Annotated in this window: 22 protein-coding genes; 12 read left to right on the top strand and 10 right to left on the bottom strand. The window is 69.8% G+C overall.

The features are described 5' to 3' along the window. The first annotated feature begins 76 nt into the window (after positions 1-76). The gene (locus tag QSK30_RS29735) at positions 77-694 is read left to right on the top strand and encodes a class I SAM-dependent methyltransferase (RefSeq protein ID WP_285507896.1); all 618 of its coding nucleotides are present in this window, start codon (positions 77-79) and stop codon (positions 692-694) included. A 283-nt stretch (positions 695-977) separates the two neighbouring features. On the opposite strand, the gene shbA is transcribed toward QSK30_RS29735, so the two are convergent. Then, the gene (gene shbA, locus QSK30_RS29730) at positions 978-1544 is read right to left on the bottom strand and encodes an RNA polymerase sigma factor ShbA (RefSeq protein ID WP_502871908.1); all 567 of its coding nucleotides are present in this window, start codon (positions 1542-1544) and stop codon (positions 978-980) included. Between the two features lie 788 nt (positions 1545-2332). On the opposite strand from shbA, the gene QSK30_RS29725 reads away from it, so the two are divergent. From QSK30_RS29725 to QSK30_RS29705, 5 genes are all read left to right on the top strand, one after another. Beyond that, on the top strand, positions 2333-3298 hold the full coding sequence (locus QSK30_RS29725; RefSeq protein WP_285507894.1) for a D-2-hydroxyacid dehydrogenase: 966 nt from the start codon (positions 2333-2335) through the stop codon (positions 3296-3298). Between the two features lie 190 nt (positions 3299-3488). After that, positions 3489-4784, top strand: a complete 1296-nt coding sequence (locus QSK30_RS29720) for an acyl-CoA dehydrogenase family protein (protein ID WP_285507925.1) — start codon at positions 3489-3491, stop codon at positions 4782-4784. Positions 4785-4807: 23 nt separating this feature from the next. Further along, a complete protein-coding gene (locus tag QSK30_RS29715; RefSeq protein WP_285507893.1) occupies positions 4808-6013 on the top strand; it encodes an acyl-CoA dehydrogenase family protein in 1206 nt (401 codons plus the stop codon). A gap of 65 nt (positions 6014-6078) precedes the next feature. Then, entirely contained in the window at positions 6079-6882 is an 804-nt protein-coding gene (locus QSK30_RS29710; protein ID WP_285507891.1) for an inositol monophosphatase family protein, read from the top strand. Between the two features lie 314 nt (positions 6883-7196). Then, positions 7197-8966 (top strand): tetratricopeptide repeat protein, encoded by a 1770-nt coding sequence (locus tag QSK30_RS29705; protein ID WP_285507889.1) that lies wholly within the window; start codon positions 7197-7199, stop codon positions 8964-8966. Positions 8967-10181: 1215 nt separating this feature from the next. On the opposite strand, the gene QSK30_RS29700 is transcribed toward QSK30_RS29705, so the two are convergent. After that, the gene (locus QSK30_RS29700; protein WP_285507888.1) at positions 10182-11507 is read right to left on the bottom strand and encodes a helix-turn-helix domain-containing protein; all 1326 of its coding nucleotides are present in this window, start codon (positions 11505-11507) and stop codon (positions 10182-10184) included. Between the two features lie 176 nt (positions 11508-11683). Between QSK30_RS29700 and QSK30_RS29695 the strand changes: the two genes are divergently transcribed. Continuing rightward, a complete protein-coding gene (locus tag QSK30_RS29695) occupies positions 11684-11863 on the top strand; it encodes a hypothetical protein (protein ID WP_285507887.1) in 180 nt (59 codons plus the stop codon). A gap of 99 nt (positions 11864-11962) precedes the next feature. Here the strand turns inward: QSK30_RS29695 and QSK30_RS29690 are convergent, their stop codons facing one another. Further along, positions 11963-12610, bottom strand: a complete 648-nt coding sequence (locus QSK30_RS29690; RefSeq protein WP_285507886.1) for a TetR/AcrR family transcriptional regulator — start codon at positions 12608-12610, stop codon at positions 11963-11965. 95 nt (positions 12611-12705) lie between these two features. Here QSK30_RS29690 and QSK30_RS29685 point away from each other — a divergent pair, with 95 nt between their 5' ends. Next, entirely contained in the window at positions 12706-14190 is a 1485-nt protein-coding gene (locus QSK30_RS29685) for an MFS transporter (protein WP_285507884.1), read from the top strand. Positions 14191-14557: 367 nt separating this feature from the next. On the opposite strand, the gene QSK30_RS29680 is transcribed toward QSK30_RS29685, so the two are convergent. Further along, positions 14558-15616 carry an alpha/beta fold hydrolase gene (locus QSK30_RS29680; protein ID WP_285507882.1) on the bottom strand — a complete coding sequence of 353 codons (1059 nt, stop codon included), beginning with the start codon at positions 15614-15616 and terminating at the stop codon, positions 14558-14560. A 71-nt stretch (positions 15617-15687) separates the two neighbouring features. Between QSK30_RS29680 and QSK30_RS29675 the strand changes: the two genes are divergently transcribed. Both QSK30_RS29675 and QSK30_RS29670 read left to right on the top strand, forming a co-directional pair. Continuing rightward, positions 15688-16449, top strand: coding sequence for an SAM-dependent methyltransferase (locus tag QSK30_RS29675; protein ID WP_285507880.1), 762 nt, complete (start codon positions 15688-15690; stop codon positions 16447-16449). A 93-nt stretch (positions 16450-16542) separates the two neighbouring features. Then, positions 16543-17121, top strand: coding sequence for an NlpC/P60 family protein (locus tag QSK30_RS29670; protein WP_285507878.1), 579 nt, complete (start codon positions 16543-16545; stop codon positions 17119-17121). Between the two features lie 821 nt (positions 17122-17942). On the opposite strand, the gene QSK30_RS29665 is transcribed toward QSK30_RS29670, so the two are convergent. The 4 genes from QSK30_RS29665 to QSK30_RS29650 form a co-directional block, all read right to left on the bottom strand. Continuing rightward, complete coding sequence (locus QSK30_RS29665; protein ID WP_285507876.1) at positions 17943-19097, bottom strand: acyl-CoA dehydrogenase family protein; 1155 nt, start codon at positions 19095-19097, stop codon at positions 17943-17945. After that, positions 19094-21079, bottom strand: a complete 1986-nt coding sequence (locus tag QSK30_RS29660; RefSeq protein WP_285507874.1) for an ATP-binding protein — start codon at positions 21077-21079, stop codon at positions 19094-19096. The genes QSK30_RS29665 and QSK30_RS29660 overlap by 4 nt, the downstream gene beginning before the upstream one ends. A 2-nt stretch (positions 21080-21081) precedes the next feature. Further along, entirely contained in the window at positions 21082-22695 is a 1614-nt protein-coding gene (locus QSK30_RS29655; protein ID WP_285507872.1) for a carboxyl transferase domain-containing protein, read from the bottom strand. A gap of 139 nt (positions 22696-22834) precedes the next feature. Beyond that, positions 22835-23425, bottom strand: coding sequence for a hypothetical protein (locus QSK30_RS29650; protein WP_285507870.1), 591 nt, complete (start codon positions 23423-23425; stop codon positions 22835-22837). A gap of 109 nt (positions 23426-23534) precedes the next feature. On the opposite strand from QSK30_RS29650, the gene QSK30_RS29645 reads away from it, so the two are divergent. After that, entirely contained in the window at positions 23535-24212 is a 678-nt protein-coding gene (locus tag QSK30_RS29645; protein WP_285507868.1) for an alpha/beta fold hydrolase, read from the top strand. Positions 24213-24255: 43 nt separating this feature from the next. Here the strand turns inward: QSK30_RS29645 and QSK30_RS29640 are convergent, their stop codons facing one another. Continuing rightward, complete coding sequence (locus QSK30_RS29640; protein ID WP_285507867.1) at positions 24256-25053, bottom strand: SGNH/GDSL hydrolase family protein; 798 nt, start codon at positions 25051-25053, stop codon at positions 24256-24258. 153 nt (positions 25054-25206) lie between these two features. On the opposite strand from QSK30_RS29640, the gene QSK30_RS29635 reads away from it, so the two are divergent. Then, the gene (locus QSK30_RS29635; protein WP_502871906.1) at positions 25207-25794 is read left to right on the top strand and encodes an SACE_7040 family transcriptional regulator; all 588 of its coding nucleotides are present in this window, start codon (positions 25207-25209) and stop codon (positions 25792-25794) included. A gap of 15 nt (positions 25795-25809) precedes the next feature. Here the strand turns inward: QSK30_RS29635 and QSK30_RS29630 are convergent, their stop codons facing one another. Continuing rightward, positions 25810-26004 (bottom strand): hypothetical protein, encoded by a 195-nt coding sequence (locus tag QSK30_RS29630; protein ID WP_285507863.1) that lies wholly within the window; start codon positions 26002-26004, stop codon positions 25810-25812. Between the last annotated feature and the right edge of the window lie 235 nt (positions 26005-26239).

Raw genomic sequence — 26239 nt, 5'->3', positions numbered from 1 at the left:
GCGGGTTACCCGCAGGTAGCGCGCTCCCCCGTTCGGCCACTGGACCTGCCGGGCGGGCGGCGGCATGCTGTGCGGCGTGGCTACCCAGAACCCCGCCCCCGCGTTCGACCTGATCGGCAGTCGCTACGACGAGTCCTTCGTGGAACGCGATGTCCAGATCGCCGAGGCGGAGTGGTTGATCTCGGCGGTGCCCGCGGGCGCCCGCGTGCTCGACCTCGGCTGCGGCAGCGGCCTGCCGACCGCCAAGCAGCTCGTCGACGCGGGCCTCGACGTGGTCGGCGTGGACGAGTCCCCGGTCATGCTCGACCTCGCCCGCGCGCAGGCCCCCGGCGCGGACTACCGGCTCGGCGACCTGCGCGCGCTCACCGACCTGGGTGAGTTCGACGCCGTGGTCACCTTCTTCGCGCTGCTGATGCTGCCCAAGGCCGACATCGAGCAGACGCTGCGCGACATCCGCGCGCTGCTGCGCGGCCCCCGGGTGCTGCTGCTGAGCATGGTGCAGGGCGACTTCGACACCTTCCCGGTCAACTTCCTCGGCTCGCCCACCACCGTCTCGGCCTACCCGCCCGACGAGCTCAAGCGGATCGTCACCGAGGCGGGCTTCACCGACGTGCGGCTGCGCGAGTTCGAGGCCGAGGCCGAGCCGGGCCGGATCGAGGTGCAGCTCTACCTGCGCGCCACCGCCCAGTCCTGACCCAACACCTCCACGTCCTGACCGAACACCCCCAGGTCACCGTTCAGGCCCGCCGGCTGTCAAACAAGGACCCTCTAGTCCTAAATTAGGACTAGAGGGTCCTCGATTAGTACCACGTGGTCCTGGGTCCGACACCGGGTGGACCTGGACAGACACCGGTGGGGACGGACGAAGCACCGCACAGTCCTGAACAGACACCGATCTGGACGGACACCGGTCCGAACAGACACCGAGGGGTGCAGGCCCGCCGCCCGCACCCCTCGATTCCCTGCGTGTCAGAGCTTTAGAGCCAGTCCCCGGCGGACAGTCCGCCGCGCAGCCGGGTGAGCGCCCGGTGCTGGGCGACGCGCACGGCGGTGGCGGTGAGTCCGATGGCGACGGCGGTCTCCTGGGCGGAGAGGCCCACGACCAGGCGCAGCACGAGGATCTCGCGCTGGCGGGGGGCGAGGGTGTCGAGCAGCTTGACCAGCCGGGTGCGCATCTCGGCGCGCAGGGTGATCTGCTCGGGGCCCAGGCCGTGGTCGATGGTGTCGGGCACGTCGGCGACGGGGTCGGAGCGATCCCGGCCGGAGCGGCGGTAGTAGTCGGCGACCTTGTGCGAGGCGATGCCGTAGACGAACGGCAGGAACGACTCGCGGTCGTCGGAGTAGCGCGGCAGCGCGCCGAGCACGGCCAGCAGGATCTCCTGGGCCACGTCGTCGGCGGAGGAGAAGGCCGACCCGGTCCGCCCGATGCGCGCGCGGCAGTACCGGATGATGGCCGGGTTGATCCAGGCGAACAGCGTCCCGATGGCCTCCTGGTCACCGGCCAGCGAGGCGGCGACCAGCTCGTGGAAGGCCGAGCTCTTCAGTCGGGCGAAGACGGCGTCGGTACTCTGACCCCGGCCCGCGGGCTGGGTCTCCGGAAGCGTCTCCGACGCGGAGGAGGAAGCTGTCGAACTCACATGAGCCCCCAGATATAGCGGCGCACCGATAGGGGAGGAACGCCGTCGAGGTCCGGAACGGCGCGGGGTGTCCCGGCTCACCGCCCCATCCGCTCACTTGACCGTCGGATTCGATGGTGGCCCTGACGGAGAGTGATGTTAGCCGGGGAAGAGGCTGTGCACCAGGGGTATCGCTGCTGCATACGAGCGATGTTTTCGTATTCAACCTCACAGCGGTAAGAGTCCAACGGCCCTATGCGCCACTCAGTGTGTTCGAAACCGCCGAACGGCCGACACCGCGGGCTGAGCTGGCGACCCCGCCGACCGGGCCGGACCCGACCCCGCCGAAGCGAGGAAACCCCAGGTGGGACCTACCCTAGCGGCTGACGGCGACGGGCGGAACAGCGCCGGCGGGGTCGCTTTCCCGCCGGCAACCCCTGCAAGATCAAGTAAGTACCCGGCCTGCACGGAAGAGTGATCATGGCTGTTACTCCATTCGAGTGGTTGGTGTCACGAATGGAGTAGCGGCCGGTCTACCGAGGCGAGCACCCTGAGGTGTGCGACCGCTGACCCGGGTGGGCGAACGCTCACCCGGACCTCCTGCCACCTGGCGAATCCGGGGCCGGCCCCGGCACGTTTGACACCACCGGGCACGCTTCCTAGCGTTGCCTGGGTTCACCCGGCCAGGCCCACCCGAATTGGGGACGCAGCCCACGATGGACTCCAGCCCACGACCGACCGTCGTGGTCCTGCACGGCACCGACCGACCGCCCGCGATGGGCCAGGTCGGCCTCCGCGCCACCGTTCGCCACACCACCGCCGACAACTTGGGCACCGCGCTCGAGGGCGCCGATGTCCTGTTCGTGTGGGATTCCCGTTCCACCGCGCTATCCCGGGTGTGGCCCGCCGCCGGCAGGCTGCGCTGGGTCCACTCGGCGGGCGCGAGCGTGGCCCCGCTGCTGTTCCCGGCCCTGCGGGACAGCCCGGTGGCGGTCACCGGCTCCCCCGGCGTCTTCGACGAGCCGATGGCCGAGTACGTCCTCGGCCTGCTGCTCGCCTTCGCCAAGGAGCTCCCGGCGACCCTGCGCGACCAGCAGCGCAGGCGGTGGCAGCGCCGGGAGACCGAGCGGTTGTCCGGCTCGTCGGCGTTGGTCGTGGGCACCGGCCCGATCGCCCGGGCCATCGGGCGCAAGCTCACCGCGGTCGGCGTGCGGGTCTCGGCGGTCGGCCCGGCCGCTCGAACGGGCGACCCCGATCTGGGTGAAATCGTCCCGATGGGACATCTGCGGCCCGCGGTCGCCCGGAACGACTGGGTGATCCTCTCCGCCGCGCTCACCCCGCAGACCACGGGACTGTTCGACGCCACCGTGCTGCGCGCCATGCGCCCGACCGCACGGCTGGTCAACATCGGCCGCGGCGGCCTGGTCGTGCAGGCCGACCTGATCGACGCGCTGGACGCGGGCATGCTCTCCGGCGCGGCGTTCGACGTGTTCGCCGACGAGCCGCTGCCGACGTCCTCGACGCTGTGGGACATGCCCAACGTGCTCATCTCCCCGCACATGACCGGCGACGTCGCCGGGTGGCGCGAGGAGCTGGTGCGGCGCTTCGTGGAGAACCTGGACCGCTTCATCGCGGGCGAGCCGCTCACCGGCGTCGTCGACAAGGCCCGCCTGCTGCGCTGACCGGGTTGCCACCCTGACCGGTTGCCGCCCTGACCAGTTGCTGCCCTGACCGGGTGACCCGGGCCACAGGGGTCGATCGAACCCACTTCCTACTCTAGAGTAGGTAGCGCGGTCGAGACGGTCCGAGACGAGGTGGCGGCACATGGTGGCGAACGAGGGAGCGGGCGGGCGGGTACCCAGGCGCGACGCCATGGGGTCGGCGCTCGCCGTGCTGAACCGGCTGGCGGGCACCGCGGTGCTCGACCGGTTCGGGCTGCGCAAGCCGGTGGAGCGCGGGGTCTACGGGGCCACCCGCACCGGCTTCGGCGCCGTGGGCGCGGCCAGTCGCACCTTCGCCGCTACCCAGCGGTTGACCAAGCCGCAGCGGCTGCCCGCGGCCGCCGACCGCGGCCAGTTCGACCTCACCCCGGACGACGAGCAGCAGCTGATCCGCTCGACGGTGGTCGAGTTCGCCGCCGAGCAACTGCGCCCGCTCGCCGCCGAGGCCGACACCGCGTGCACGGCACCGGCGGGTCTGCTGGCCAAGGCCACCGAGCTAGGTGTGACGCTGGTGGGCGTCCCGGAGCAGCTGGGCGGGCTGGGCACCGAGCGGTCGGCGGTCACCGGTGTGCTCGTCGCGGAGGCTATGGCGCACGGGGACATGGGCTTGGCCGTGGCGTGCCTGGCACCGTCGGCGGTGAGCACCGCGCTGGTGCTGTGGGGCGACGAGCAGCAGCAGGCGACGTACCTGCCCGCGTTCGTCGGCGACGACGTGCCCGCCGCCGCACTGGCCGTGCAGGAGCCACGGGCGCTGTTCGACCCGTTCACGTTGCACACCAAGGCATACCGGACGGCGGGCGGCTTCGTCCTCGACGGCGTCAAGTCGCTGGTCCCGCGCGCGGCGCAGGCCGAGCTGTTCATCGTGGCGGCCGACCTCGACGGCCGTGGTCCCGCGCTGTTCGTCGTGGAGTCGAGCACCGCCGGGGTGGGCGTCGAGTCCGAGCCCGCCATGGGCCTGCGCGCCGCCGGCATGGGCAGGCTGCGACTCGACCAGGTGGCCCTGCCCGCGACGGCACTGCTCGGCGAAGGATCGTCCGCTGTGTACGCAGAGTGCGTGCGCCTGTCGCGGATCGCTTGGTGCGCACTGGCCGTGGGCACCGCGCAAGCGGTGCTGGACTACGTGATCCCATACGTCAACGACCGCGTGGCCTTCGGCGAGCCGGTGAGCCACCGGCAGGGCGTCGCCTTCAAGGTCGCCGACATCGGCATCGAGCTCGAGGGCATGCGACTGTTGACCTACCGGGCTGCTTCCCGTGCCGAGCAAGGGAAGTCGTACGCGCGGGAGGCGGGCCTGGCCCGCAGGTTGTGCGCGGAGAAGGGCATGCTGATCGGCAACGACGGCGTGCAGTTGTTGGGCGGTCACGGTTTCGTCAAGGAGCACCCGGTGGAGCGGTGGTACCGGGACCTGCGGGCCATCGGCCTGGTCGAGGGGAGCGTCCTCGTCTGAGGGCGGTCGGGAGGAGCGCAAGCATGATCAACCTTGAGATCCCGGGCAAGTTCCAGCAGTTGGTCGACCAGGCCCACCAGGCGGCGGCGGAGTTCTTCCGACCCAACTCGCGCAAGTACGACCAGGCCGAGCACACCTACCCCAAGGAACTCGACATGTTGGCGGCGCTGCTCGACGGCCTGTCGGCCGCAGGCGGCGGCGCCGGCGCGGGCGGCGTCCGGCGCGGCTCGGACGACAGCGGGAAGGGCAACAAGAACGGCGCCAACCTCCGCCTGCTGCTCGGCACCATCGAGATGTGCTGGGGCGACGTGGGTCTACTGCTGTCCATGCCCCGCCAGGGCCTGGGCAACGCCGCCATCGGCTCGGTCGCCACGGACGAGCAACTGGCTCGCTACCAGGGCAAATGGGCCGCGATGGCGATCACCGAACCGGACACCGGCTCAGACTCAGGCGCCATCCGCACCACCGCGGTCCTCGACGGCGACCACTACGTCCTCAACGGCGAGAAGATCTTCGTGACCGCGGGCGAACGAGCGGACTGCGTGGTCGTCTGGGCCACTTTGGACAGATCACTGGGCAAGGCGGCGATCAAGTCCTTTGTGGTCGACCGCGACACTCCCGGCTTCGAACTCGTTCGCCTGGAACACAAACTGGGCATCCGCGCCTCCGACACAGCCCACTTCCGGCTCGACAACGTGCGCGTGCACAAGGACAACCTACTGGGCAGCCCGGAGATCAACACCGAACAGGGCTTCGCCGGGGTCATGCAGACCTTCGACAACACCCGCCCCCTGGTAGCCGCCATGGCCGTCGGCGTCGCCCGCGCGGCCCTGGAGGAAACCCGCCGAATCCTGGAAGAGTCAGGCGTGGCAATCGACTACGACCGCCCCGCTTTCGCCCAGTCCGCCGCGGCCGCCACCTTCCTCCAACTGGAAGCCGACTGGGAAGCCGCCTACCTGCTGTCCCTGGAAGCCGCCTGGATGGCCGACAACCGCAAGCCGAACTCCCTCCAGGCCAGCATGGCCAAGGCAAAAGCAGGCCGCTCCGCCTCAGACATCACCCTCCGGTGCGTGGAACTGACGGGTTCGTTGGGCTACAGCGAGAACTCCCTGCTGGAGAAATGGGCCCGCGATTCAAAGATCCTGGACATCTTCGAAGGCACCCAACAAATCCAGCAACTCATCGTGGCCCGCCGCCTACTCGGGAAGTCGTCGTCCGAGCTGAAGTGACCTTCTGCCAACGGTTCTACGCACCAGCCCCCTGACTCCTTTGTGGGTCAGGGGGCCGTTGGTACATGAACGAGCACCAGGCGCACCTCAAGATCGCCGAAGACGCCGTCACCATCGCCCGCGACCTCATCGCCAACGCAGGCCCCCTCACCGTCCGCGACAAAGGCGACCGCGACCGCGTCACCAACCTCGACATCACCATCGAACGCACCGTCCGCGCCTACCTAGCCGACCAAACCCCCGACATCGGCTTCCTAGGCGAAGAAGAAGGCACCACGCCGTCCACTGGTGACTCCGTCTGGACCCTCGACCCCATCGACGGCACCTCCAACCTCGTCCACGGCCTCCCCCTCTACGCCGTCTCCCTAGCCCTCGTCACCAACGGCCGCCCAGTAGTCGCCGTCATCGACCTCCCCGCCCTCAACATGCACTACACCGCCACCGAAGGCGGAGGCGCCCACAACCAACACGGCCCCATCACCGCCAGCACCACCACCAACCTCTCCTCCGCCATCGTCTCCCTAGGCGACTACGCCGTAGGCCCCAACGCAGAGAAGAAGAACCAACACCGCCTAGCGGTAACAGCCCGTCTGGCCGCCAAAGTCGAACGCATCCGCATGTTCGGCTCCGCCGCCATCGACCTAGCCTGGCTCGCCGAAGGCCGCACTGATGCCGCCATCATCCTGTCCAATAGCCCGTGGGACATTGCCGCTGGCACACTTGTCGCAGGGGAAGCCGGAGCGCGAATTGCAGACACTGCCGGCAACCCATACTGGCTTGCTTCATCCAGCGTATCCGCCGCCGGAGGCGGTGTGGCCAGCGAGCTGATAGCGGTTCTCAATAGGGCATCTTCAACCGAGGAGGGCTGACCCTGGCTCGCGTAGACCACGCGAACGACCCTGCGGCCCCCGTCGTGAACAGCGGTTGTTGTCACAGCTAGCGGCGATAGGACGATGATGACGTTGTGTCGGGTGCCAGGTGGGTGGTGTGTGTCGTCGCGGGTGTGGCCGTGGCGGCTGTGGGTGGTGTGCTGATCTGGCGGGGGCTTGATGTCGCTGACCAGGCATCCAGTGTTGTCGGTGCGGTGTGCGCTGTGATGGGGCTGGCGTTGGCGGTGTGGCAGTGGGCGCGTCCTAGACCGGAGCACTCGAAGCCGGTGGAATCAGGGCCGGTGGATTCGTCCGTGAGCATCAACACGATCACCGGTCCGGTAGTGGCGCCGGTGGCGCAGGCGAGGTCGGTGGGTGGGCCGATGGTGACCGGCACCGGCAACCAGGTTCGTGTTGTGGAGGCGGGGGCGGTCTCGGTCGAGGCTGGTGGGCAAGTAGTGCTTCCCGCTGTGCAGCAGGTGGTGGAGCCGTTGCCTGCTCCGGCGGTGGACGTGTGCATCGGGCGTGACGAGCCGGTAGCGCGTGTGGTGGACGGGTGGCTCTCGGGTGAGTTGGTGGCGGTGCTGGGTGGGCCGGGGATCGGCAAGTCAACGGTGCTGGGCCGTGCATTGACCGAGGCGCGGATGGTGTCGCTGTTCGGAGATCGCCGGTTCGTGGTCTCGTGCGAAGGCGCACCCTCGGCCGATGCGGTGGTGGACAAACTCGCGCTGGTGCTGGGCTTGGTGCATGGTGGCCCAGGATTGCGAAACCTGGTGCTGGCCTTCGTGCGGCGCCAACCGTGCGTGCTGGTGTTGGACAACTTCGAGACCGTCGCCGATGCGGACCCCGATGGCGCGCACACCCTGGTACGTGAACTCCGCGCATCCCCAGCGGACGTTCGGGTGGGGTTGGGCTACCGCGGTGGAGCGGTCCCGGGCATCCACGGCGCGCTCGACATCCGGCTGAACCCCCTGACCCCCGAGGCAGCGGTTGACCTGTTCGTCACCACCGCGGGCGAGCAGCACCGTGGCGACCCCAACCTTGCTCCCTTGGTCGCCGAACTCGACGGAGTGCCGTTGGCGATCGTGTTGCTGGCCGGCCTGGCCCGCTCGATGTCGACTCTGGCCACACTGCGGTCGGCCTGGCAGGACAAACACACCGCACTGCTGCACCGCCACCCGACCCGGACATCGAGCCTGCCGGTGTCGATCGAGCTGTCCTGGGACACCCTGACGCCCGACGCACGATCCGCGCTCACTCTCGCCGCTCTCTTGCCCGACGGCTGGCCAACCGACGGCCACACCACCTACCTGCCCGACACGCTCAACGCGGGCGTCATCGAACTCGGCACTCGGGCGCTACTGCACGATGACGACACCCGCCAACGGTGCCTGGCCCCCATCCGCGAACACATCCGCACCCAACACACCCCCACGCCCCAAGACCACCGTCACCTCGTGGAAAAAGTCCGCACTCTCGCCGCCCAGGCAGACCGGATAGGACACGTGGGCGGCGCGGCGGTGACCGCGGAACTGGTCCCGGAGTTCACCAACATCACGGCCATCCTGACCACCGCACTCGACCACAACCCCACTCTCGCCACCATCATCCCCGGCTTGGTCCGACTACAGATGTTCACCGGGCTAGGCACACCACGGCTCGCCGAACACGCTCTCACCCTCGCACCCACCACACCCGACAAAGCCGCTATCACTCGTGCCCTTGCCCAGCTCTACCACGCACGCGCCGATGACCGGGCCCGCGAGCTGTTCAACGAGGCGCTGCCGCTCTACCGGAAAATCGGCGACGTGCTCGGTGAGGCCAACTGCCTGAGCAACCTCGGCCAGGTCGAGTTCATCGAATCGCGCAACGACCGGGCCCGCGAGCTGTTCAATCGAGCGTTGATCCTCTATCAACAAATCCGAGACCGCTACTCGCAGGCGATCACCCACGCGTACCTGTGCAGACTTACCACCGGCGATCAACGAACCATCCATCGACGCAAAACCAACCAGCTCGCTGACGAGATAAAGCTTGACCTAAACACTCGCGGGGCGCTTCAAGCGATAGCCGACCACGAATAGGCACGCGAAACGACACCCGCTGTAGGGCGTTGCCGAACTTGCCTCTATGAGATCAAGGCCGCGCCGCCCGCGCGGCGCGGCGGGCGGGCCGGTCACCTGGGTGGGTGGTCCACATCCATCGCGCCACGGCGCGGGCTCCCGCTCCGCTCCGCCCGCGCGGGCGCGCGGCACGGCTGAGCGACCGGGGCCGGGACGCTGCACCGCGCAGGCGACGCGGCGTAGGTCGATGAGGGCCAGGCGCACGAGGACGGGGCTTCCTCTCGCCGTAATCGTCTAACACTGGCAGGGCGCCATCAAGGGCGCCTACGGCGTCGCTACGCGATGGAGCGGGCTCCACCCTTGACACCACCCTCCCAGCGCTAGGGCGGCCAGTGCGAGGAAGCGGGGGCGACCAAGCCCCGCGAACTCCACTCAGGTTGTCGAGTCACCGTAGGGAGCAGCCAGATGCTCAACAGCCGCCGCGACCCTGGACCCACCCAGATCGCCATATGGAACCGCTATCAACTGGCAGAGCGGGCCACCTACGAAGCTCCGCGCTCTGCCCGGGCCGCGGCTTCAAGGTCGGCCAGAACCAGGCCGACGCCCCGCAAGGTCAGCGACACCGCGCCCCGCCGATACACGGCAACTGGGGATAAGAACGCCTCTGACTATCGGGCTCGCACCACGACGACACAGGCTGACAACCAGCGTCGATACGAAGGCCGGTGACAAGGGCTCAGGCCGTCTCCCGGCCGTCAGACGTCAAACGGTGTTGACCGACAACGACCGTCGACGACCGGAAATGCCCATGTCAGAAGCCATATGCCCAACAAGACCCCAAGGCAGCGATTCCGGCGAATAAGAACCTGGACATCTTCGAAGGAACCCCGCAGATCCAGCAACTCATCGTCGCCCGCCGCCTACTCGGGAAGTCGTCGTCCGAGCTGAAGTAGCTGGACGTCACTCTTACGGTTATATGCTTTGATTCGCACGCCCCTCCCGGGCCCGGCCGTCGTTGGCATCGGCCGAACCGGGAGGCGCACGACAGTGACCGAACCGCCTACATTCGACATCATCGGCAACGGCCTGTCGCAAGCAGTGCAAACCAGCCGAGGCAGCGGTGCCGGCACGTGCTCAGTGACATGGCGGTGTCGATCGCTTCCCGGGTCTCCACGGAAGTCGTAGCAGGCACCGCTCAGGACAAGGCTTGCCGGCTCGCACTCCAGGTGGCGCAGCTCATCGAGCCTGAGTTGCCGTAGCGGGTGGGAGCAGGGTGGTGATCCGCTGGTTCAACTCCCGAACCTGCGGAATCGACCGATACCGCTGCCCAGCAACCCGCAACTGCCGAAAAGCCGCGAACACCCGCTCCGACCGCACCAACCCCACCGAATCAACCGCACTATGCCCCAACGACACCGCCTCAACCGGATCAGCACGAACCATCGTCAGATGAGCCAGATTCGCCATGGTCAAAGACTTCGCGCGGGAGGACCCCGCCGGGAACTTGGCCACCGCCGAGTGCAGCCGCTGCTGCGCGGCACCGTAGTCCCCACCCTGAACCGCGAGGCAGAGCATCGCCCGGCCGATGTCCCGTTCAAGGTGCGCCGCCAGGTAGGGCCGCACCTGACTCTCATCCGAGGTGTGCCGAGCGAAGTGGGTCTCCGCCTGCCCTACCGCCGCCAGGCAATCTCCCGCTCGGTGTCTTCCGCTCAGCCCAAGCGCCCTGGCGTGCTTGGTGTGCACGATCGCCCGCACAACCGGGGGCAACCGGTCGGCTCGGACCAAGGCCAGTTCGGCATAGCTCAACGCGTCCTCGGCATTGCCCTGGTGAACCGAAAGACTTGTCAGCCCGGCGAGCGCCTTCGCCCGCAGCGACCAGTCTTCGCACTCAGTGGCACAGCTGACCGCGAACCGGAAACAGCGCTCCGCCTCACGCAACGCACCACTGTCCAGACACATACCCGCCGTCAGGTCAGCCAACTCGGCGACTGCGGCGAACAACTGTCGCCGCACCGCGTCCTGAGCGAATCGCCTGTTGAGCAACTGCCGCGACATGGACAGCTGCGCGACCACGGCTTCCGCCGACAGGCCGCCCGCCGTCCCACTGTCCTGGCCGGCGAACATCCTGGTCATCGACCGAACCTGCTCTACCTCCACCTGCCCGACCCGCTGCCCGCCCGTGCCTGCCCCAGCCCCGAACCCACCCAGCAAGTCACCAGCCACTACCCCGACAGCAGTTCCGGTGAGCACTCGCAAGAAGGCTTTGCGTTCCACGTCGTCCCCTTCCTCGCCCTGCGGGACCCCCGAACGGGACCGCGTGCAGTGCAGGCCCAAGTCCGCGTCGGTGCGCACCGCGAGCACCTGTCGCAGGGCTGCCCGGTAGTCGCGGTTGGGCCAGCGGTGGATGCCGCGTTCCAGCTTGCCCACGTAGTCGGCGTCCATCGCGCCGGGCTTGCCGGTGGCTCGTTCGACCTCGGTGTTCGCCAGGTCGGCCAGCTGGCCCTGGGTCAGGCCCCGGCTCGCACGCGCGGCCCGCAACAGGGCGTTCGGGTCGATCGACACCCGCGTCCTCTCTGTGCTGACTCCGTCTCCGAGAGTAACACCGGACCGCGCCCGCGCAGCCGTTCCTCGACCAGTCCTCCGGCTAATCCTCCGGGTTGACAGCGCCCGCCTGCGGTGCCGTGACCTGCGCTTTCGCCACCGTTCCGGAACACCGACCGGCCGGCCACACTGTCCCCATGAGCGAACAGACCACCGATCTCATCGAAGATCTCGTCACCGTCGGCAAGGCCATTGACCGCTACCTCGAGCAGATCCCGCACAACCCGGCCATCACCGACCGGATGGACCTGACGCTGGGCAACGCCCTGGTCGAGGTCGGCAACGCCCTGCAAGCCGCGGTCATCGACCGGTCATGACCACCGTTCGGCCCTCGCGGCGCGACCCCGCCGCTGCGGTGTCGCCCTGGAACCGTTGCGGTGCAAGCGAATCAGGACGACCACGCCGACGTCGAGCGGTCAGGCCTCCCCGCAGCACATGGCGTCCTTGAGTTCCTCGTGGGACAGCGGGTGCCCGGGCAGCGGGGTCGCGCCCGGCGCGCGCAGGCCGTCGAGCAGCAGGATGAGGTAGCGGCGCCAGGCGTCCGGGTCGACTTGGCGGGTGTTCTCGGAGACGGCCGCGATCATCAGGATCATCGGGCCGATGTCGTTGGTGGAGAAGTCCGGGCGCAGCGAGCCCTCGGCCTGCGCGCGGGACACCAGGGCCTCGGCGGCCGGGGTGAAGTGCGCGGCGATGCGGTCCATCTGGCCGAAGTCGGACTTGGTGCAGAGCTCGTAGAGGCCGCGGTCGCCGGACTGCCGCTCGGCGATCTCGGTGATCAGCTCGGTCAGCCCGCGCCAGGCGTCCACATTGGACACATGGCCGTGGATCATGTTGATGAGCTCGGCGATGACGTGGTCGAAGACCGCCGAGACCAGGGCCTCCTTGTTGGGGAAGCGCCGGTAGACGGTGCCGACGCCGACGCCCGCGTGCCGGGCGACGTCGTCCAGCGTCACACCTAGGCCGTGCTGGGCGAACACCTCGCGCGCGGCCACCACGACGCGGGCGCGGTTGCGTTCGGCGTCGGCGCGGAGGGGGCGGATGAGCGCGTGGGTGTCGGATGTCACGCTCTCAGCTTAGCACGAAACCGGAGATAACCCCTCCGCTTCTGTGTTAGCGTCGCCACCGAAACCACAGAGGACTTTTCTCCCAGGGGGCGACCATGACCACATCCGAATCACTGTCCACATCGGCACCGCCCACCCCGGGCGCCGAGCACTCGGGCAACAAGCGCTGGCTGATCCTGGCGGTCATCGCCATCGCGCAGGTCATGGTCATCCTGGACGCGACCGTGGTCAACATCGCGCTGCCCTCGGCGCAGCGCGACCTCGGCTTCTCCGACGACCAGCGGCAGTGGCTGATCACCGGCTACGCGCTCAGCTTCGGCAGCCTGCTGCTCATCGGCGGCCGGATCGCCGACCTGTTCGGCCGCCGGATCACCTTCCTCACCGGCGTCGCGGGCTTCGCGGTCGCCTCCGCGATCGGCGGCGCGGCGGGCAGCTTCGGCATGCTCGTCGCGGCCCGCGTCGGCCAGGGCGTGTTCGCCGCGCTGCTGGCGCCCGCCGCGCTCTCGCTGCTCACCACCACGTTCACCGACCCGGCCGAGCGCGGCAAGGCGTTCGGCATCTTCGGCGCCATCTCCGGCGCGGGCGGCGCGATCGGTCTGCTGCTCGGCGGCGTGCTCACCGAGTACCTCGACTGGCGCTGGTGCATGTTCGTCAACCTGATCTTCGCGGGCATCGGCTTCGTCGGCGGCCTGCTGCTGCTGGGCCCGAGCGACGCCGAGGAGCGCCCGCGGCTCGACCTGATCGGCGTGGTGACCGCCACCGCGGGCATGTTCGCGCTGGTCTACGGCCTGGGCAACGCCGCGTCGAAGTCGTGGGGCTCGGTGGACACCTGGGGCTTCCTGGTCGCGGGCGGCGTCCTGCTGATCGCCTTCGTCTACTCCCAGACCAAGGTCGCCCACCCGCTGCTCCCGCTGCGGATCCTGCTGCACCGCAACCGGGGCGGGTCCTTCCTGTCCATCTTCGTGCTGTGCGCGGGGATGTTCGTGATCTTCCTGTTCCTCACCTACTTCATGCAGCAGAACCTGCGCTTCGGCCCGGTCGAGAGCGGCGTCGCCTTCCTGCCGATGATCGGCACCCTGATGGTCGGCGCCACCATGGCCACCACCGTCCTGCTGCCCAAGATCGGCCCCCGCCTGCTGGTCACCGTCGGCATGCTGCTGGCGGGCGCGGGCACCGGCCTGCTGGCCCTGCTCGACGAGACCAGCACCTACTCCGCCAACGTACTGCCGGGCCTGCTGGTCTCCGGCTTCGGCATCGGCCTGACCATGGCCTCGTCGATGAACGTCGGCATCGCGGGCGTCGACCCGCACGACTCCGGCGCGGCCTCGGCGGCGATCAACGCGGTCCAGCAGATCGGCGGCTCGATCGGCACGGCCCTGTTCAGCACGGTCGCGACGAACGTGGTCACCAGCCAACTGCTCAGCGGCAAGAACCCGGCCACGGCGGCGATCGCGGGCTACAGCGCGGCCTTCACCTGGAGCGCGGTCCTGTTCGGCGTGGGCGCCGTCATCTGCGCGTTCGTCCTGCGCCCCGGCGTCTCGGCGGAGCTGAGCACCGCGGGCCCCGTCGTCCACATGTAAGAAGTCCACACTGGACAGAAAGACGGACGTCCACGCGAACCCGCCACAACGGGCGGCCACCCCCCGTGAGGACATCCCAACTACCGCACTCCCAAGTTCCACAACACAGCGCTCGATTGGGCGAAGTGGCTTTGTTTGGGGAGAAAAGAGGCGCTAGCCTGGCTTCGGGGTGGGTGATCCCTTTCCCACCCGCTTCGCCCCGGCGCCTCTTTTCTTAGGGGCCCCAAACAAAGCCACTTCGCCCAATCGAGCATTTCCAGCTCAGCGAGCGCCGGCGTGCCATGCCGGCGCTCGCTCTGCTATTACCCCGTGCCGGCTGCCGTCGGGGTTTGGTGTCGTGGTGCTCGATGGGGAACTCGCGTGCTCACTACCTGGGGTTGTGCGTGTTCTGGAAGTTGTCCAGGTGGTGCCAGGTGGTTGTCCTGGCCGCCCTGCCGGTCAGCACCCCCAGGTGGCCGCCCGGGCACACCTGGAAGCTCACGTCCGTGGCGTTGTCCAGGACGTCGACCAAGTGGCCCACGGCGCGCTTGGGGGCGATGGTGTCGTTGTCGCCCGCGATGACCAGGATCGGGATCTTCAGCTCTTCCAACGAGATCCGCCGTCCACCCAGGTCCAACTGGCCCTCCGCCAGGTCGTTCGCCCGGAAGAAGTGGTGGTAGATCTGGCCGAAGGTCCGGCCCGGGTAGGCGATCATGTTGTCGGTGAACCGGTCCACCGCCTCCAACTGTGCCAGGAAGTCTGCGTCGGCCAGGTTGCGGAGCACGGCGTAGGGCTTGGTGATCACCTTGTCGATCGCCGAGAGCTGGAAGGCCCGCTTCACCAGTGCCCGGGGTGCGCCGCCGAGCAGTCGGTAGGCCGGGGTCAGGATCCAGCCGTTGGTGAGGTCCACCAGGGGTTTGAACGGGGCGACCAGGGGGATGGCCGTCATGTCGATCGGGGCGGCGATGGTGGCGATGGAGGCGATCGGCAGGTCTGATTTGTCCGCGGCGGTGAGCAGCGACATGATCCCGCCCAGGCACCAGGCCACCACGTGCACCGGGCGTCCGCCCGCGTCCGCGCTGACCGCGCGGATGGTGTGTGGGAGGACGTCGTCGATCCAGTGTTCGAGGCCGAGTCCGCGGTCGGCGAAGCTGACGGTGCCGTAGTCGACCAGGTAGACCTTGCGACCGGCGTCGACCAGGTGCTCCGCGAGGCTGCAGCCCCGCCTGAGGTCGAAGCACAGGGCGGGGGCGGCCAGCGGTGGGACCAGTAGGACCGGGTCGCCCGCCGCCGGTTCGGTGCCGGGGGCGAAGCGGTAGACCGAGCGCAGTCGGCCCTTGTCGATGAGGGCGCGGGGCAGGGGGCGCAGGTCCGCCAGTCCGCCGCGCAGGAGCTTGGCTGCCACGTTCGTGGTAGCTGATGCCACCCAGTCAGGTGCCGTCGGCATCACTGCCCCTTCCGTTGGGTACGCGCGCGACTAGTATCCCCACGGCGGGACGACCACGGGGGAGGCGCGGAGTGACCGAGATCGATCCTGAGCGGCCGCACCCGGCCCGGATCTACGACTACCTGCTCGGTGGCGCCTGCAACTTCGAGCCGGACCGGGCCTTCGCCGAGCGGTTCCTGACCGTGATGCCCAACGCCGCCGCGGCGGCCCGGACGAACCGGGCGTTCCTGCGGCGGGTGGTCGAGTACTACCTGAGCCAGGGTGTGCGGCAGTTCCTCGACCTCGGCTCCGGCATCCCGTCGGTGGGCAACGTGCACGAGATCGCACCCGGCGCACCGGTGGTCTACGTCGACAACGACCCGATCGCGGTCGCGCACAGCGAGATCGTGCTGCGCGAGGTGCCCAACGCCGCGGCCGTGCTGGGGGACCTGCGCGAACCGGAGGCGGTGCTGGCCACCGACGCGGTGTCCCGGCTGCTGGACCTCGACCAGCCGGTCGGTGTGCTGATGCTGGCCGTGCTGCACTTCGTCGCCGACGCGGGCCAGGCGATCGACCGCTACGCCGCCGCGGTGGCCCCGGGCAGCCACTTCGCCATCACGCACGGCACCGCCGACGCCCAGCCGGAGGCCGAGGCCGACGTGCTGCGCCTGTACGCGGGCACCGGCTCCCCCGCGGTCCCGCGCAACCTGGCAGAGGTGGGCGGGCTGTGCGCGGGTTTGACGGTCATCGACCCCGGCGTGGTGTGGACGCCGCTCTGGCGGCCGGACGCCCCGGCCTCGGGCGATCCGACCATGGCGATGACCTACGCGGTCGTCGCCCGCAAGGACCTATAGCGAACCTCAAGGTGCTTCCAGGAGTTCTGGAGGAAACCTGCACGCGGGAGCGCGAACATCCAGGTATCCGAAGTTGATCCTGGAGAACCCCAGATGCGCGTCCACCTCACCATCGCGGCCGTCCTGGTCTGCGCCGCCGTCACCCCCGCCCCTGGTCCACCCGTCGTCAAGGCGAGCTTCTCGAACACCGGCGCGCTCGCCCTGGCCATTCCCACCTCGACCACCCGCGCGGAGATCATCAACCGGGCGCGCGGCTGGCTGGCCCCGTCGGTCCCGTACAGCCAGGACGCCTTCCACACCACCCCGCACGGCCGCTACCGCACCGACTGCTCCGGCTACGTCTCGATGGCCTGGGAACTGCCCACCGCGCCCTACGGCGGGACCAGTACCCAGGGGCTCGCGAGCCTGGCCGACCCGGTGGCCAAGGAAGACCTGCGCACCGGCGACGCGCTGATCGATGCCGTCGGTACCAACGACACCCGGCACGTCGCGCTGTTCGACCAGTGGGCCGACGCCGCCCGGACCGAGTACTGGGGCTACGAGCAGGCGAGTGGCACCGGCACGGTCTACCGCAAGATCCGGTACCCGTACGACAGCACGCCGCAGGACTACCGCCCGTACCGGCGGCCGAACCTGGCCCGTGAGAGCGGAGAACCCCAGTGGCCGAGCTGAGCCGCACCCGGTCGACCTATAGATTTCCTATAGGTCCCCACGAACCGCCGCATCCAGGCGAAATCCGTTCACGTACCACCGGCAACCCTTGCGCTACCGGCAACTCGTGGCAGGCGCGGGGCCGAAGTTGCCGCCAGGCCTATAGGCGTCCTCTAGACCGCACCGGAAGCCTTGGCGCATCAAGGTTGGGGGGAGCCGTGGTGTGTGACACCGGCATGTCGACCACCACCGCCACGCAGGCCGCGTTCGCGCCGCGGGCGGTTTCCACCGGCCCGGTCGCCGCGGGGAGACCCGGAGGGGAGCCGGGCACCCCCGTCAGTCCAGCCTCGTCAGTGTGAGTGCTGGTGGCGGCCGGGCCGACCACTCCCGCGCGGATCATCACCCGGGCGCGGAGCTGGTTCCCACCGGTCCCCTACGACCAGCGGGCCCACCACACCAACCACTGCGGCACCTACCGGACCGACTGCTCGGGCTACGTCTCGATGGCCTGGGGTCTGCCGGGCAGGCCCGCCGACCCCGGTGGCGGGCTGAACACCCGGGGCCTGGTGGCCATCGCGACCGAGATCGACAAGGGCGAGCTGCGCGCCGGTGACGCGCTGATCGACCCGATAGGTGACCACAACTCCCGGCACGCCGTGCTCTTCGAGCGGTGGGCCGACACCGGGCACTGCTCGTACTGGGGGTACGAGCAGGCCGGTGGCGTGGGAACCCGGTACCGCCGGATCAGCTACCCGTACGAACGCGTACCCGGCGAGTACCGGGCCTACCGCAGGCCCCGGTTGCTTGAGCCCGTCGCCGCCGACCGCGGCCTGCGGACCGCCTCAGCGCAGGCCGAGCTCGCGCGCGATGAGCATGCGCTGCACCTCGCTGGTGCCCTCGCCGATCTCCAGGATCTTGGCGTCGCGGTAGAAGCGGCCGACCGGGAACTCGTTCATGAAGCCGTACCCGCCGAAGATCTGGGTGGCGTCGCGGGCGTTGTCCATCGCGGCGTTGGAGGCCACCAGCTTGGCGATCGCGGCCTCGCGCTTGAACGGCTCGCCGCGCACCATCTTCGCCGCCGCGGCGTAGTAGGCCAGCCGGGAGGTGTGCACCCGGGTCTCCATGTCGGCGATCTTGAACTGGATCGCCTGGTACTGGCCGATCTTGCGGCCGAACGCCTCGCGCTCGCCCACGTAGCGCAGCGACTCGTCCACGCAGCCCTGCGCCAGACCCACTGACAGCGCGGCGATCGCCACCCGTCCCTCGTCCAAAGTGGACAGGAACTGCGCGTAGCCGCGGCCCACCTGGCCGAGCACGTTCTCGGCGGGCACACGCACGTCGGCGAAGGAGAGCTCACGGGTGTCGGAGGCGTTCCAGCCGACCTTGGAGTACTTCTTCGACACCGCGAACCCGGGCGTGCCCGCCGGGATGATGATCGCCGAGATCTCCTTGCGGCCGTCGTCCTTGACCCCGGTGACCGCGGTGGCGGTGACCAGGGTGGTGATGTCGGTGCCGGAGTTGGTGATGAACGCCTTGGAGCCGTTGACGACCCACTCGCCGCCGTCGAGCTTGGCGGTGGTGCGGGTGGCACCCGCGTCCGAGCCGCCGCCGGGCTCGGTGAGCCCGAACGCGCCGAGCTTGGTGCCCGCGGCCAGCTCCGGCAGCCAGCGCCGCTTCTGCTCCTCGGTGCCGAACCGGTAGAGCGGCATCGCGCCCAGCGACACCCCGGCCTCCAGCGTGATCGCCACCGACGAGTCGACCCTGGCCAACTCCTCCAGCGCCAGGCACAGCGCGAAGTAGTCCCCGCCCATGCCGCCGTACTCCTCGCTGATGGGCAGGCCGAACAGGCCCATGGCGCCCATCTTGGCGACGATCTCGTACGGGAACTCCTCGCGCTCGTAGAAGTCGCCGATGACCGGGGCGACCTCCTCGCGGGCGAACTCTTGGACGGTCTTGCGGAGCGCCTCGTGCTCCTCGTCCAGCGTCAGGTCGATCACGTCAGGTCCTCCGATGGGGTCACCACGGCCAGGATCTGGTTCAGCGCGACCTGTTGGCCCGCCTGAACCGGGAGTTCGGAGACCACACCGTCGACCTTCGCGGTGATGGTGTGCTCCATCTTCATCGCCTCGACCACGAGCAGCGGCGTGCCCGCGGTCACCGCGTCGCCGGTCGAGACCTTGACGACCAGCACGGTGCCGGGCATCGGGCTGGTGACCGGTCCGCCCGCGCCAGCCGCCGCCGCGGCGCCCTCGAGCACCGAGTGCTCGGCGACCGCCCAGGCCCGGCCATCCCTGGCCAGCCACCGGGTGTCACCGTCCACAGCGGACGCGAAGCGCACCGCGCGACCGTTGTGGGTCACCCGCAGCTCATCGTCCACAGCGGACACAGAAGCCGACACGGCCTCGCCGTCGTCCACGGAAACCGTTGCCGCCGAAGGCGTGCCAGTCACCCGAACCGTCACCGCACGGTCACCACAGGTGAACCGCAGGGCGACCGGGGCAGGCTGACCGAGACGCCACCCGTTGGGCACGGCCCACGGGTCGACGACCGCGCCGGTCGGCTGCATCGACGCCAGCTCGGCGAGCGCGGCGGCGGCGAACACCTCGTCCGGCACATCCTCGACCCTGGTCAGCTCGGCGAGCCTGCGCTCGACCAGCTGGGTGTCGAGCCGACCCGCGCGCACGTCGGCGTCGGCCAGCAGCGCCCGCAGGAACGCGATGTTGGTGCCCACGCCCAGGACCGCGGTGGCCCCCAGCGCGGCGGAGAGCCGGTCGATCGCCTGGGCGCGGTCGGCACCGGTGGCGATGACCTTGGCCAGCATCGGGTCGTAGTCCGAGCCGACCACCGAACCGGGCAGCAGCCCCGAGTCCAGCCGTGCCCAGTCCGCGCTGGACTGGCGCAGCCCGAGAACGCGGCCACCGGTGGGCAGGAACCCGGTGGCCGGGTCCTCGGCGTACACCCGGGCCTCGATCGCGTGGCCGCGCAGCACCACGTCGTCCTGCGTGAGCCCGAGCCGCTCCCCTGCGGCGACCCGGACCTGCAGCTCGACGAGGTCGAGGCCGGTGACCTGCTCGGTGACCGGGTGCTCCACCTGCAGCCGGGTGTTCATCTCCATGAAGAAGAACTCGTCCGGCCGGTCGGCGGAGACGATGAACTCCACCGTGCCCGCGCCGCTGTAGTCGACCGCCTTGGCCGCGTCCACCGCCGCCGCGCCCATCCGGGCCCGGGTGGCCGCGTCGAGCAGCGGCGACGGCGCCTCCTCGATGATCTTCTGGTGCCGCCGCTGCAGGCTGCACTCGCGCTCGCCGAGGTGGATGGCGTGCCCGTGCGAGTCGGCCATGACCTGGATCTCGATGTGCCGGGGCCGCAGCACGAACCGCTCGATCAGCAGCGTCTCGTCGCCGAAGGACCCGCGGGCCTCCCGGCGCGCCGACTCGATCGCCGCGCGCAGCCCGGACGCCTCCTCGACCAGCCGCATCCCCTTGCCACCGCCACCGGCGGACGGCTTGAGCAGCACCGGGAAGCCGATCTCCGCGGCGGCGGCGACCAGGTCGTCGTCGGACATGTCCGGCTCGGTGCGGCCGGGCACGACCGGCACACCCGCCGCGCTCACCGTCAGCTTGGCCCGGATCTTGTCGCCCATCGCATCGATGGCCGCGGCGGGCGGGCCGATGAAGATCAGCCCCGCAGCGGCGCACGCGCGGGCGAACTCGACGTTCTCGGCGAGGAACCCGTAGCCCGGGTGCACCGCCTCGGCGCCGGTCTCGAGCGCGGCGGCGACCACCTTGTCGATCGACAGGTAGCTCTCTCGGGCGGACGCGGGCCCGATGCGCACGGCCTCGTCGGCCTCACGCACGTGCCGCGCGCCCGCGTCGGCGTCGCTGTAGACCGCGACCGAGCGGATGCCCAGGCGGCGCAGGGTGGAGATCACGCGGACCGCGATCTCGCCCCGGTTGGCGATCAGAACGCTGGAGAACATGCTCACATCCGGAAGACGCCGTAGCGGACAGGGGCCAGGGGCGCGTTGGCCGCGGCCGACAGCGCGAGGCCGAGCACCTGGCGGGTGTCGGCCGGGTCGATCACGCCGTCGTCCCACAGCCGCGCGGTCGAGTAGTACGGGTTGCCCTGCTCCTCGTACTGCGCGCGGATCGGGTCCTTGAAGGCGTCCTCGTCCTCAGCGGACCACTCGCCGCCCGCGCCCTCGATCTGGTCGCGGCGGACGGTGGAGAGCACCGAGGCGGCCTGCTCGCCGCCCATCACGCTGATCCGCGCGTTCGGCCACATCCAGAGGAAGCGGGGCGAGTACGCCCGGCCGCACATCGAGTAGTTGCCCGCGCCGAACGAGCCGCCGATGACCACGGTGAACTTCGGCACCCGCGCGCACGCCGTGGCGGTGACCATCTTGGCACCGTGCTTGGCGATGCCGCCCGCCTCGTAGTCGCGGCCGACCATGAAGCCGGTGATGTTCTGCAGGTAGAGCAGCGGGATGCTGCGCTGGTCGCACAGCTCGATGAAGTGCGCGCCCTTCATGGCCGACTCGGAGAACAGCACCCCGTTGTTGGCCACGATGCCGACCGGGTGGCCGTGCACCCGGGCGAACCCGGTGACCAGGGTCGAGCCGTACTCCTTCTTGAACTCGCGGAACCGGCTGCCGTCGACGATCCGCGCGATGACCTCGCGCACGTCGTAGGGGGTGCGCGAGTCGGTGGGCACGACGCCGTAGAGGGTCGACGGGTCGACCGCGGGCTCCTCGACCGGCGCCACGTCCCACGGGCGGGCGGCGCGCGGACCGAGGGTGCTGACGATGGAGCGGACGATGTTGAGGGCGTGCGTGTCGTCGTCGGCCAGGTGGTCGGTGACCCCGGAGACCCGGGAGTGCACGTCGCCGCCGCCGAGGTCCTCGGCGCTGACCACCTCGCCGGTCGCGGCCTTCACCAGCGGGGGGCCGCCGAGGAAGATCGTGCCCTGCTCGCGGACGATGACGGCCTCGTCGCTCATCGCGGGCACGTACGCGCCACCGGCGGTGCAGGAACCCAGCACAGCCGCGATCTGCGGGATGGCCTGCGCCGACATGGTGGCCTGGTTGAAGAAGATCCGGCCGAAGTGGTCCCGGTCGGGAAAGACGTCGTCCTGTTTGGGCAGGAACGCGCCGCCGGAGTCCACGAGGTAGACGCACGGCAGGTTGTTCTGCAGGGCGACCTCTTGGGCGCGCAGGTGCTTCTTGACCGTGAGCGGGTAGTAGGTGCCGCCCTTGACGGTGGCGTCGTTGGCCACGACGACCACCTCGCGGCCGGACACCCGGCCCACGCCGGTGATGATCCCGGCGGCCGGGGCGTCGTCGCCGTAGAGGCCGGTGGCCGCCAGCGGGGACAGCTCCAGGAACGGCGACCCCGGGTCGAGCAGGGTGTCGACCCGGTCGCGGGGCAGCAGCTTGCCGCGCGCGACGTGCCGGGCCCTGGCCTTCTCCGGGCCGCCGAGGGCGGCCTGAGCCAGCCGGTCGCGCAGGTCGTTGACCAGCTCGGCGTGCCCCTTGGCGTTGCGCTGGAACGCCTCGTCGGCGGGATCCGCTGAGCTGCGCAGAACGGGCGCGTCCATCTCGCTCCTCGCGCGGTTAGTCGTCGTTAACTACTGGGTCGATGTTAGCGCTCGCTAACGTCCACGGTCCAGTATCGGCCGTCACACCCGAGCGGGCGCGCCCGGGTGGTGCGGGAGTGGGGCCTGGGGTGAGCGGGGCTCAGCGGGCGCGGGGGTCGGTGAACTGGACCCGGATGGTGTAGGAGATCGAGCTGGTCCTGGTGAGGGTGGCAGACCTCGCCAGACCGGTCACCCAGCACGTCTCGGACGTGCGGTCCGGGGGCACCGGGCACCGCACCTGGGTCGGGGTGCCGCCGAGGGTCAGGGCCTCGGTCGCCCACCTGACCTTCGCGTCGATCAGCTTGGCCAGGACGGGCTCGGTGTCGGCGTTGAGCGGGGTGTCGAGGAAGAGGTCCGGACCCAGGCGGTAGTCGTAGGTGGTGTTGAACTCCGGGTCGAACCACTCGTGGAAGCTGGGGACGCCCTGGCGGCCCTTTGACAGCTCGTCGCGCACGGTGACCGAGCGGCCGTACCGGCCGGCGTCGTCGCGCAGGAGGCACCTGAAGTAGGCCTCGCCGGTGGGTTCGGTGCAGGTGACACTGCGTGCGCCGGTGTAGTCGGCGACCATGCTCTCGGCCCCGGACTTGGTCGGCCGGTTCCACCGGAACACCACCGAGCAGCTGGTGACGACGCCCGCCACGACCAGCGTGATGACCAGCCAACGCGGTATCCGCCGCAGCACAACAGGCATGGGGACACGCTAGCGCCGGCCCACTCCGCCGGACCGGCGAATGATCAATCCTCCCGGCCCGGTTAGCGCTCGATAACCGGACGACCTGGTTCCCGGCTACGGTGAGGGCATGGCTGAGCACGTGGACGTCGGCGGGATCCGGTTGGCGTACCAGGTGTTCGGCGACGCCAACTCCGCGCCGCTGGTGCTGCTGCACGGGCTGGGCGACAGCGCGGCGGGGTGGTCCGAGGTGGCCACCAAGCTCGCCGACCACCGCCGGGTCTACGCCCTCGACCTGCGCGGCCACGGCGAAAGCGAGCACACCCCCGAGTACAGCTACGAGCTCATGCGCGACGACGTCATCGGCTTCCTGGACGCGCTGGGCGTCGACAGCGCCACCCTGGTCGGCCACTCGACGGGCGGGCTGGTGGCGCTGCTGGTCGCCGAGGAGGTCCCGCGGCGCGTCGAGCGGCTGGTCGTCGAGGACGCCCCGCTGCCGTACCCGCGGCAGCGCGACGTGCCGGACCGGCCCGCCGACCCGATCGACTACGACTGGGCCGCCGTGGCACCGCTGCTGGCGCAGGTGGCGAACCCGGACCCGCGCTGGCGCGAGCGGCTCACCGAGGTCACCGCGCCCACCCTGGTCATCGCGGGTGGGCCGACCAGCCACATGCCGCAGGAGTGGGTGCTCGAACTCGCCGAACGGCTGCCGCACGGGCGCGCCGTCACCATCGCGGTGGGGCACGAGGTGCACAGGACCGACCCGCAGGGGTTCCTCACCGCGGTGCTGACGTTCCTGACGCCGTGAACGGCCGCCTCCCCGGCACGGGAGACGGCCGTCCCGGTGGCGATCAGCCCGTGACCGCGACCAACCCGGCGTAGTAGCCGCCGCTCTGGCCACCGGCGGTCGGGTGGTAGGACTCCTCGATCGGCCAGGTCACGCTGTTGATCCAGCGGGTGCCCGCGGCGCACACCTCGTGCCCGGCGAACGCGGTGCGCGCGTCGACGAAGCTGAAGCCGTACGCGGCGGCCTTCCCGGAGATCACGCTCGCGAGCACGTCGGAGGACTGGTTGATGGCCGCCCTCTTGGTCTCGCTCAGCCCGACAACGCAAGAGCCGCCGGTCTTGTAGATGCGCGGGTAGCCCAAGACCACGACCCGGGCGGACGGCGCGCGGTTGCGGATCTGGGTGTAGACCGCGTCCAGCCGCGCGGGGAGCGTTGTGCGCGCGAAGTTCTGCGCCGCCTGGTTCTTGCTCACGCAGGTCGAGTCCGACCCGAGGTTGCAGTCGGTCATGACGCTGACGAAGCCCGCGTCGTTGCCACCGATGGAGATGGTGACCAGCGCGGTGTCGGCGGTGATCGCGGACACCTGGCTGTTGAGGACGTCCTGGGTCACCGCGCCGGAGCACGCGACGAACGAGAACGCCGACGGCGCGTGCGCGTTGGCCCACAGCTGGGCGTAGGCGTTGCTGCTGCGCTTGCAACTGCCGCTGCTGCCGTAGCTGCCCGCGCCGAGGCCGGAGGAGTAGGAGTCACCGAGTGCCACGTACTTCCCCGCGGCGGCCGGGGCGGCCAGCGCGGTGGAGGAGAGCCCGAGCAGGGATAAGGCCGCGAGCACCGCGACGGCCAAGGAGCGAGGGACACGCATTTCTAGCCTCCGACGTTGGAGGGATTCCCGACATGGTCATCACTACCAGCCACCAACCCAACACGGAACCGTTCGGTAACTTCTTCACACTTACCAGTAGGTGAACAGGAGACGGTTAGCGGTCGCTAACCGGCCTGCCATACGATGTATCGCGTGTCACCAGCAGCGGAACCCGTCCCGGCCAAGCCGAGCAGACGCGAACAGATCCTCGCCGCGGCCGCCGAGCTGTTCGCCCGGCACGGCTTCCACGGCGTCGGCATCGACGACATCGGCTCCGCGGTCGGCATCTCCGGACCGGCCCTCTACCGGCACTTCCGCTCCAAGGACGCCATGCTCGGCGAGATGCTGACCTCGATCAGCGAGGTCCTGCTCGACGGCGGCCAGTCCCGGGTAGGCCTGACCAGGGGCGCGCGCGACACGCTCGAGGAACTGGTCCGCTTCCACGTCGACTTCGCCCTGGACAACCCGGCGCTGATCACGGTGCAGGAGCGCAACCTCGGCAACCTGACGGATCCCGACCGCCGCAAGGTCCGCGGCCTGCAACGCCGCTACGTGGAAACCTGGGTGGAGGTCATCCGCGGCGCCGTCCCGACCACCGCGGAACCGACGGCCCGAGCCGCGGCGCACGCGGTGTTCGGGCTGATCAACTCGACCCCGCACAGCAGGCACCTGGACCGAGCCCAGATGGCCGACCTGCTCACCGGCATGGCCCTGGCCGCCCTGATCCACACCCCGAACTGAGCAGCGGGCGCGGTCTCACGCGGCCGAAGTCGTCCTGACCACTTCGATCGGGTACGTGGTGACGAGGTGCTCGTCGGCGCCCTCGATGTCCAGGTCGACCGTCACCCACACCTTCGGTCCCGTCTTGGAGACACGGACAACGAGGCCTTCGATGTCGTGCAGCCCGAACGGCACGACGACCCGACGACCGACTTCGATGTCATCAGCCACGACGCCTCCTCTCACCACGGCGCGCTCCCGAGAAGCGACTGGAGGTGCGCCTGGCACACAGTGTCCATGCCCTTCGCCAGGGCCTCCAACGCGCTGCCCCCGCACCGCCGCACCGCCGCACCGCCGCACCGCCGCACCGCCGCACCGCCGCACCGCCGCACCGCCGCACCGCCGCACCGCCGCACCGCCGCACCGCCGCACCGCCGCACCGCCGCACCGCCGCACCGCCGCACCG

The organism is Actinokineospora sp. NBRC 105648 (assembly GCF_030269645.1).
Lineage (GTDB): Bacteria > Actinomycetota > Actinomycetes > Mycobacteriales > Pseudonocardiaceae > Actinokineospora.
Note: the sequence above shows the minus strand (reverse complement) of the source record. Positions and strands in the feature narration are given on the sequence as shown.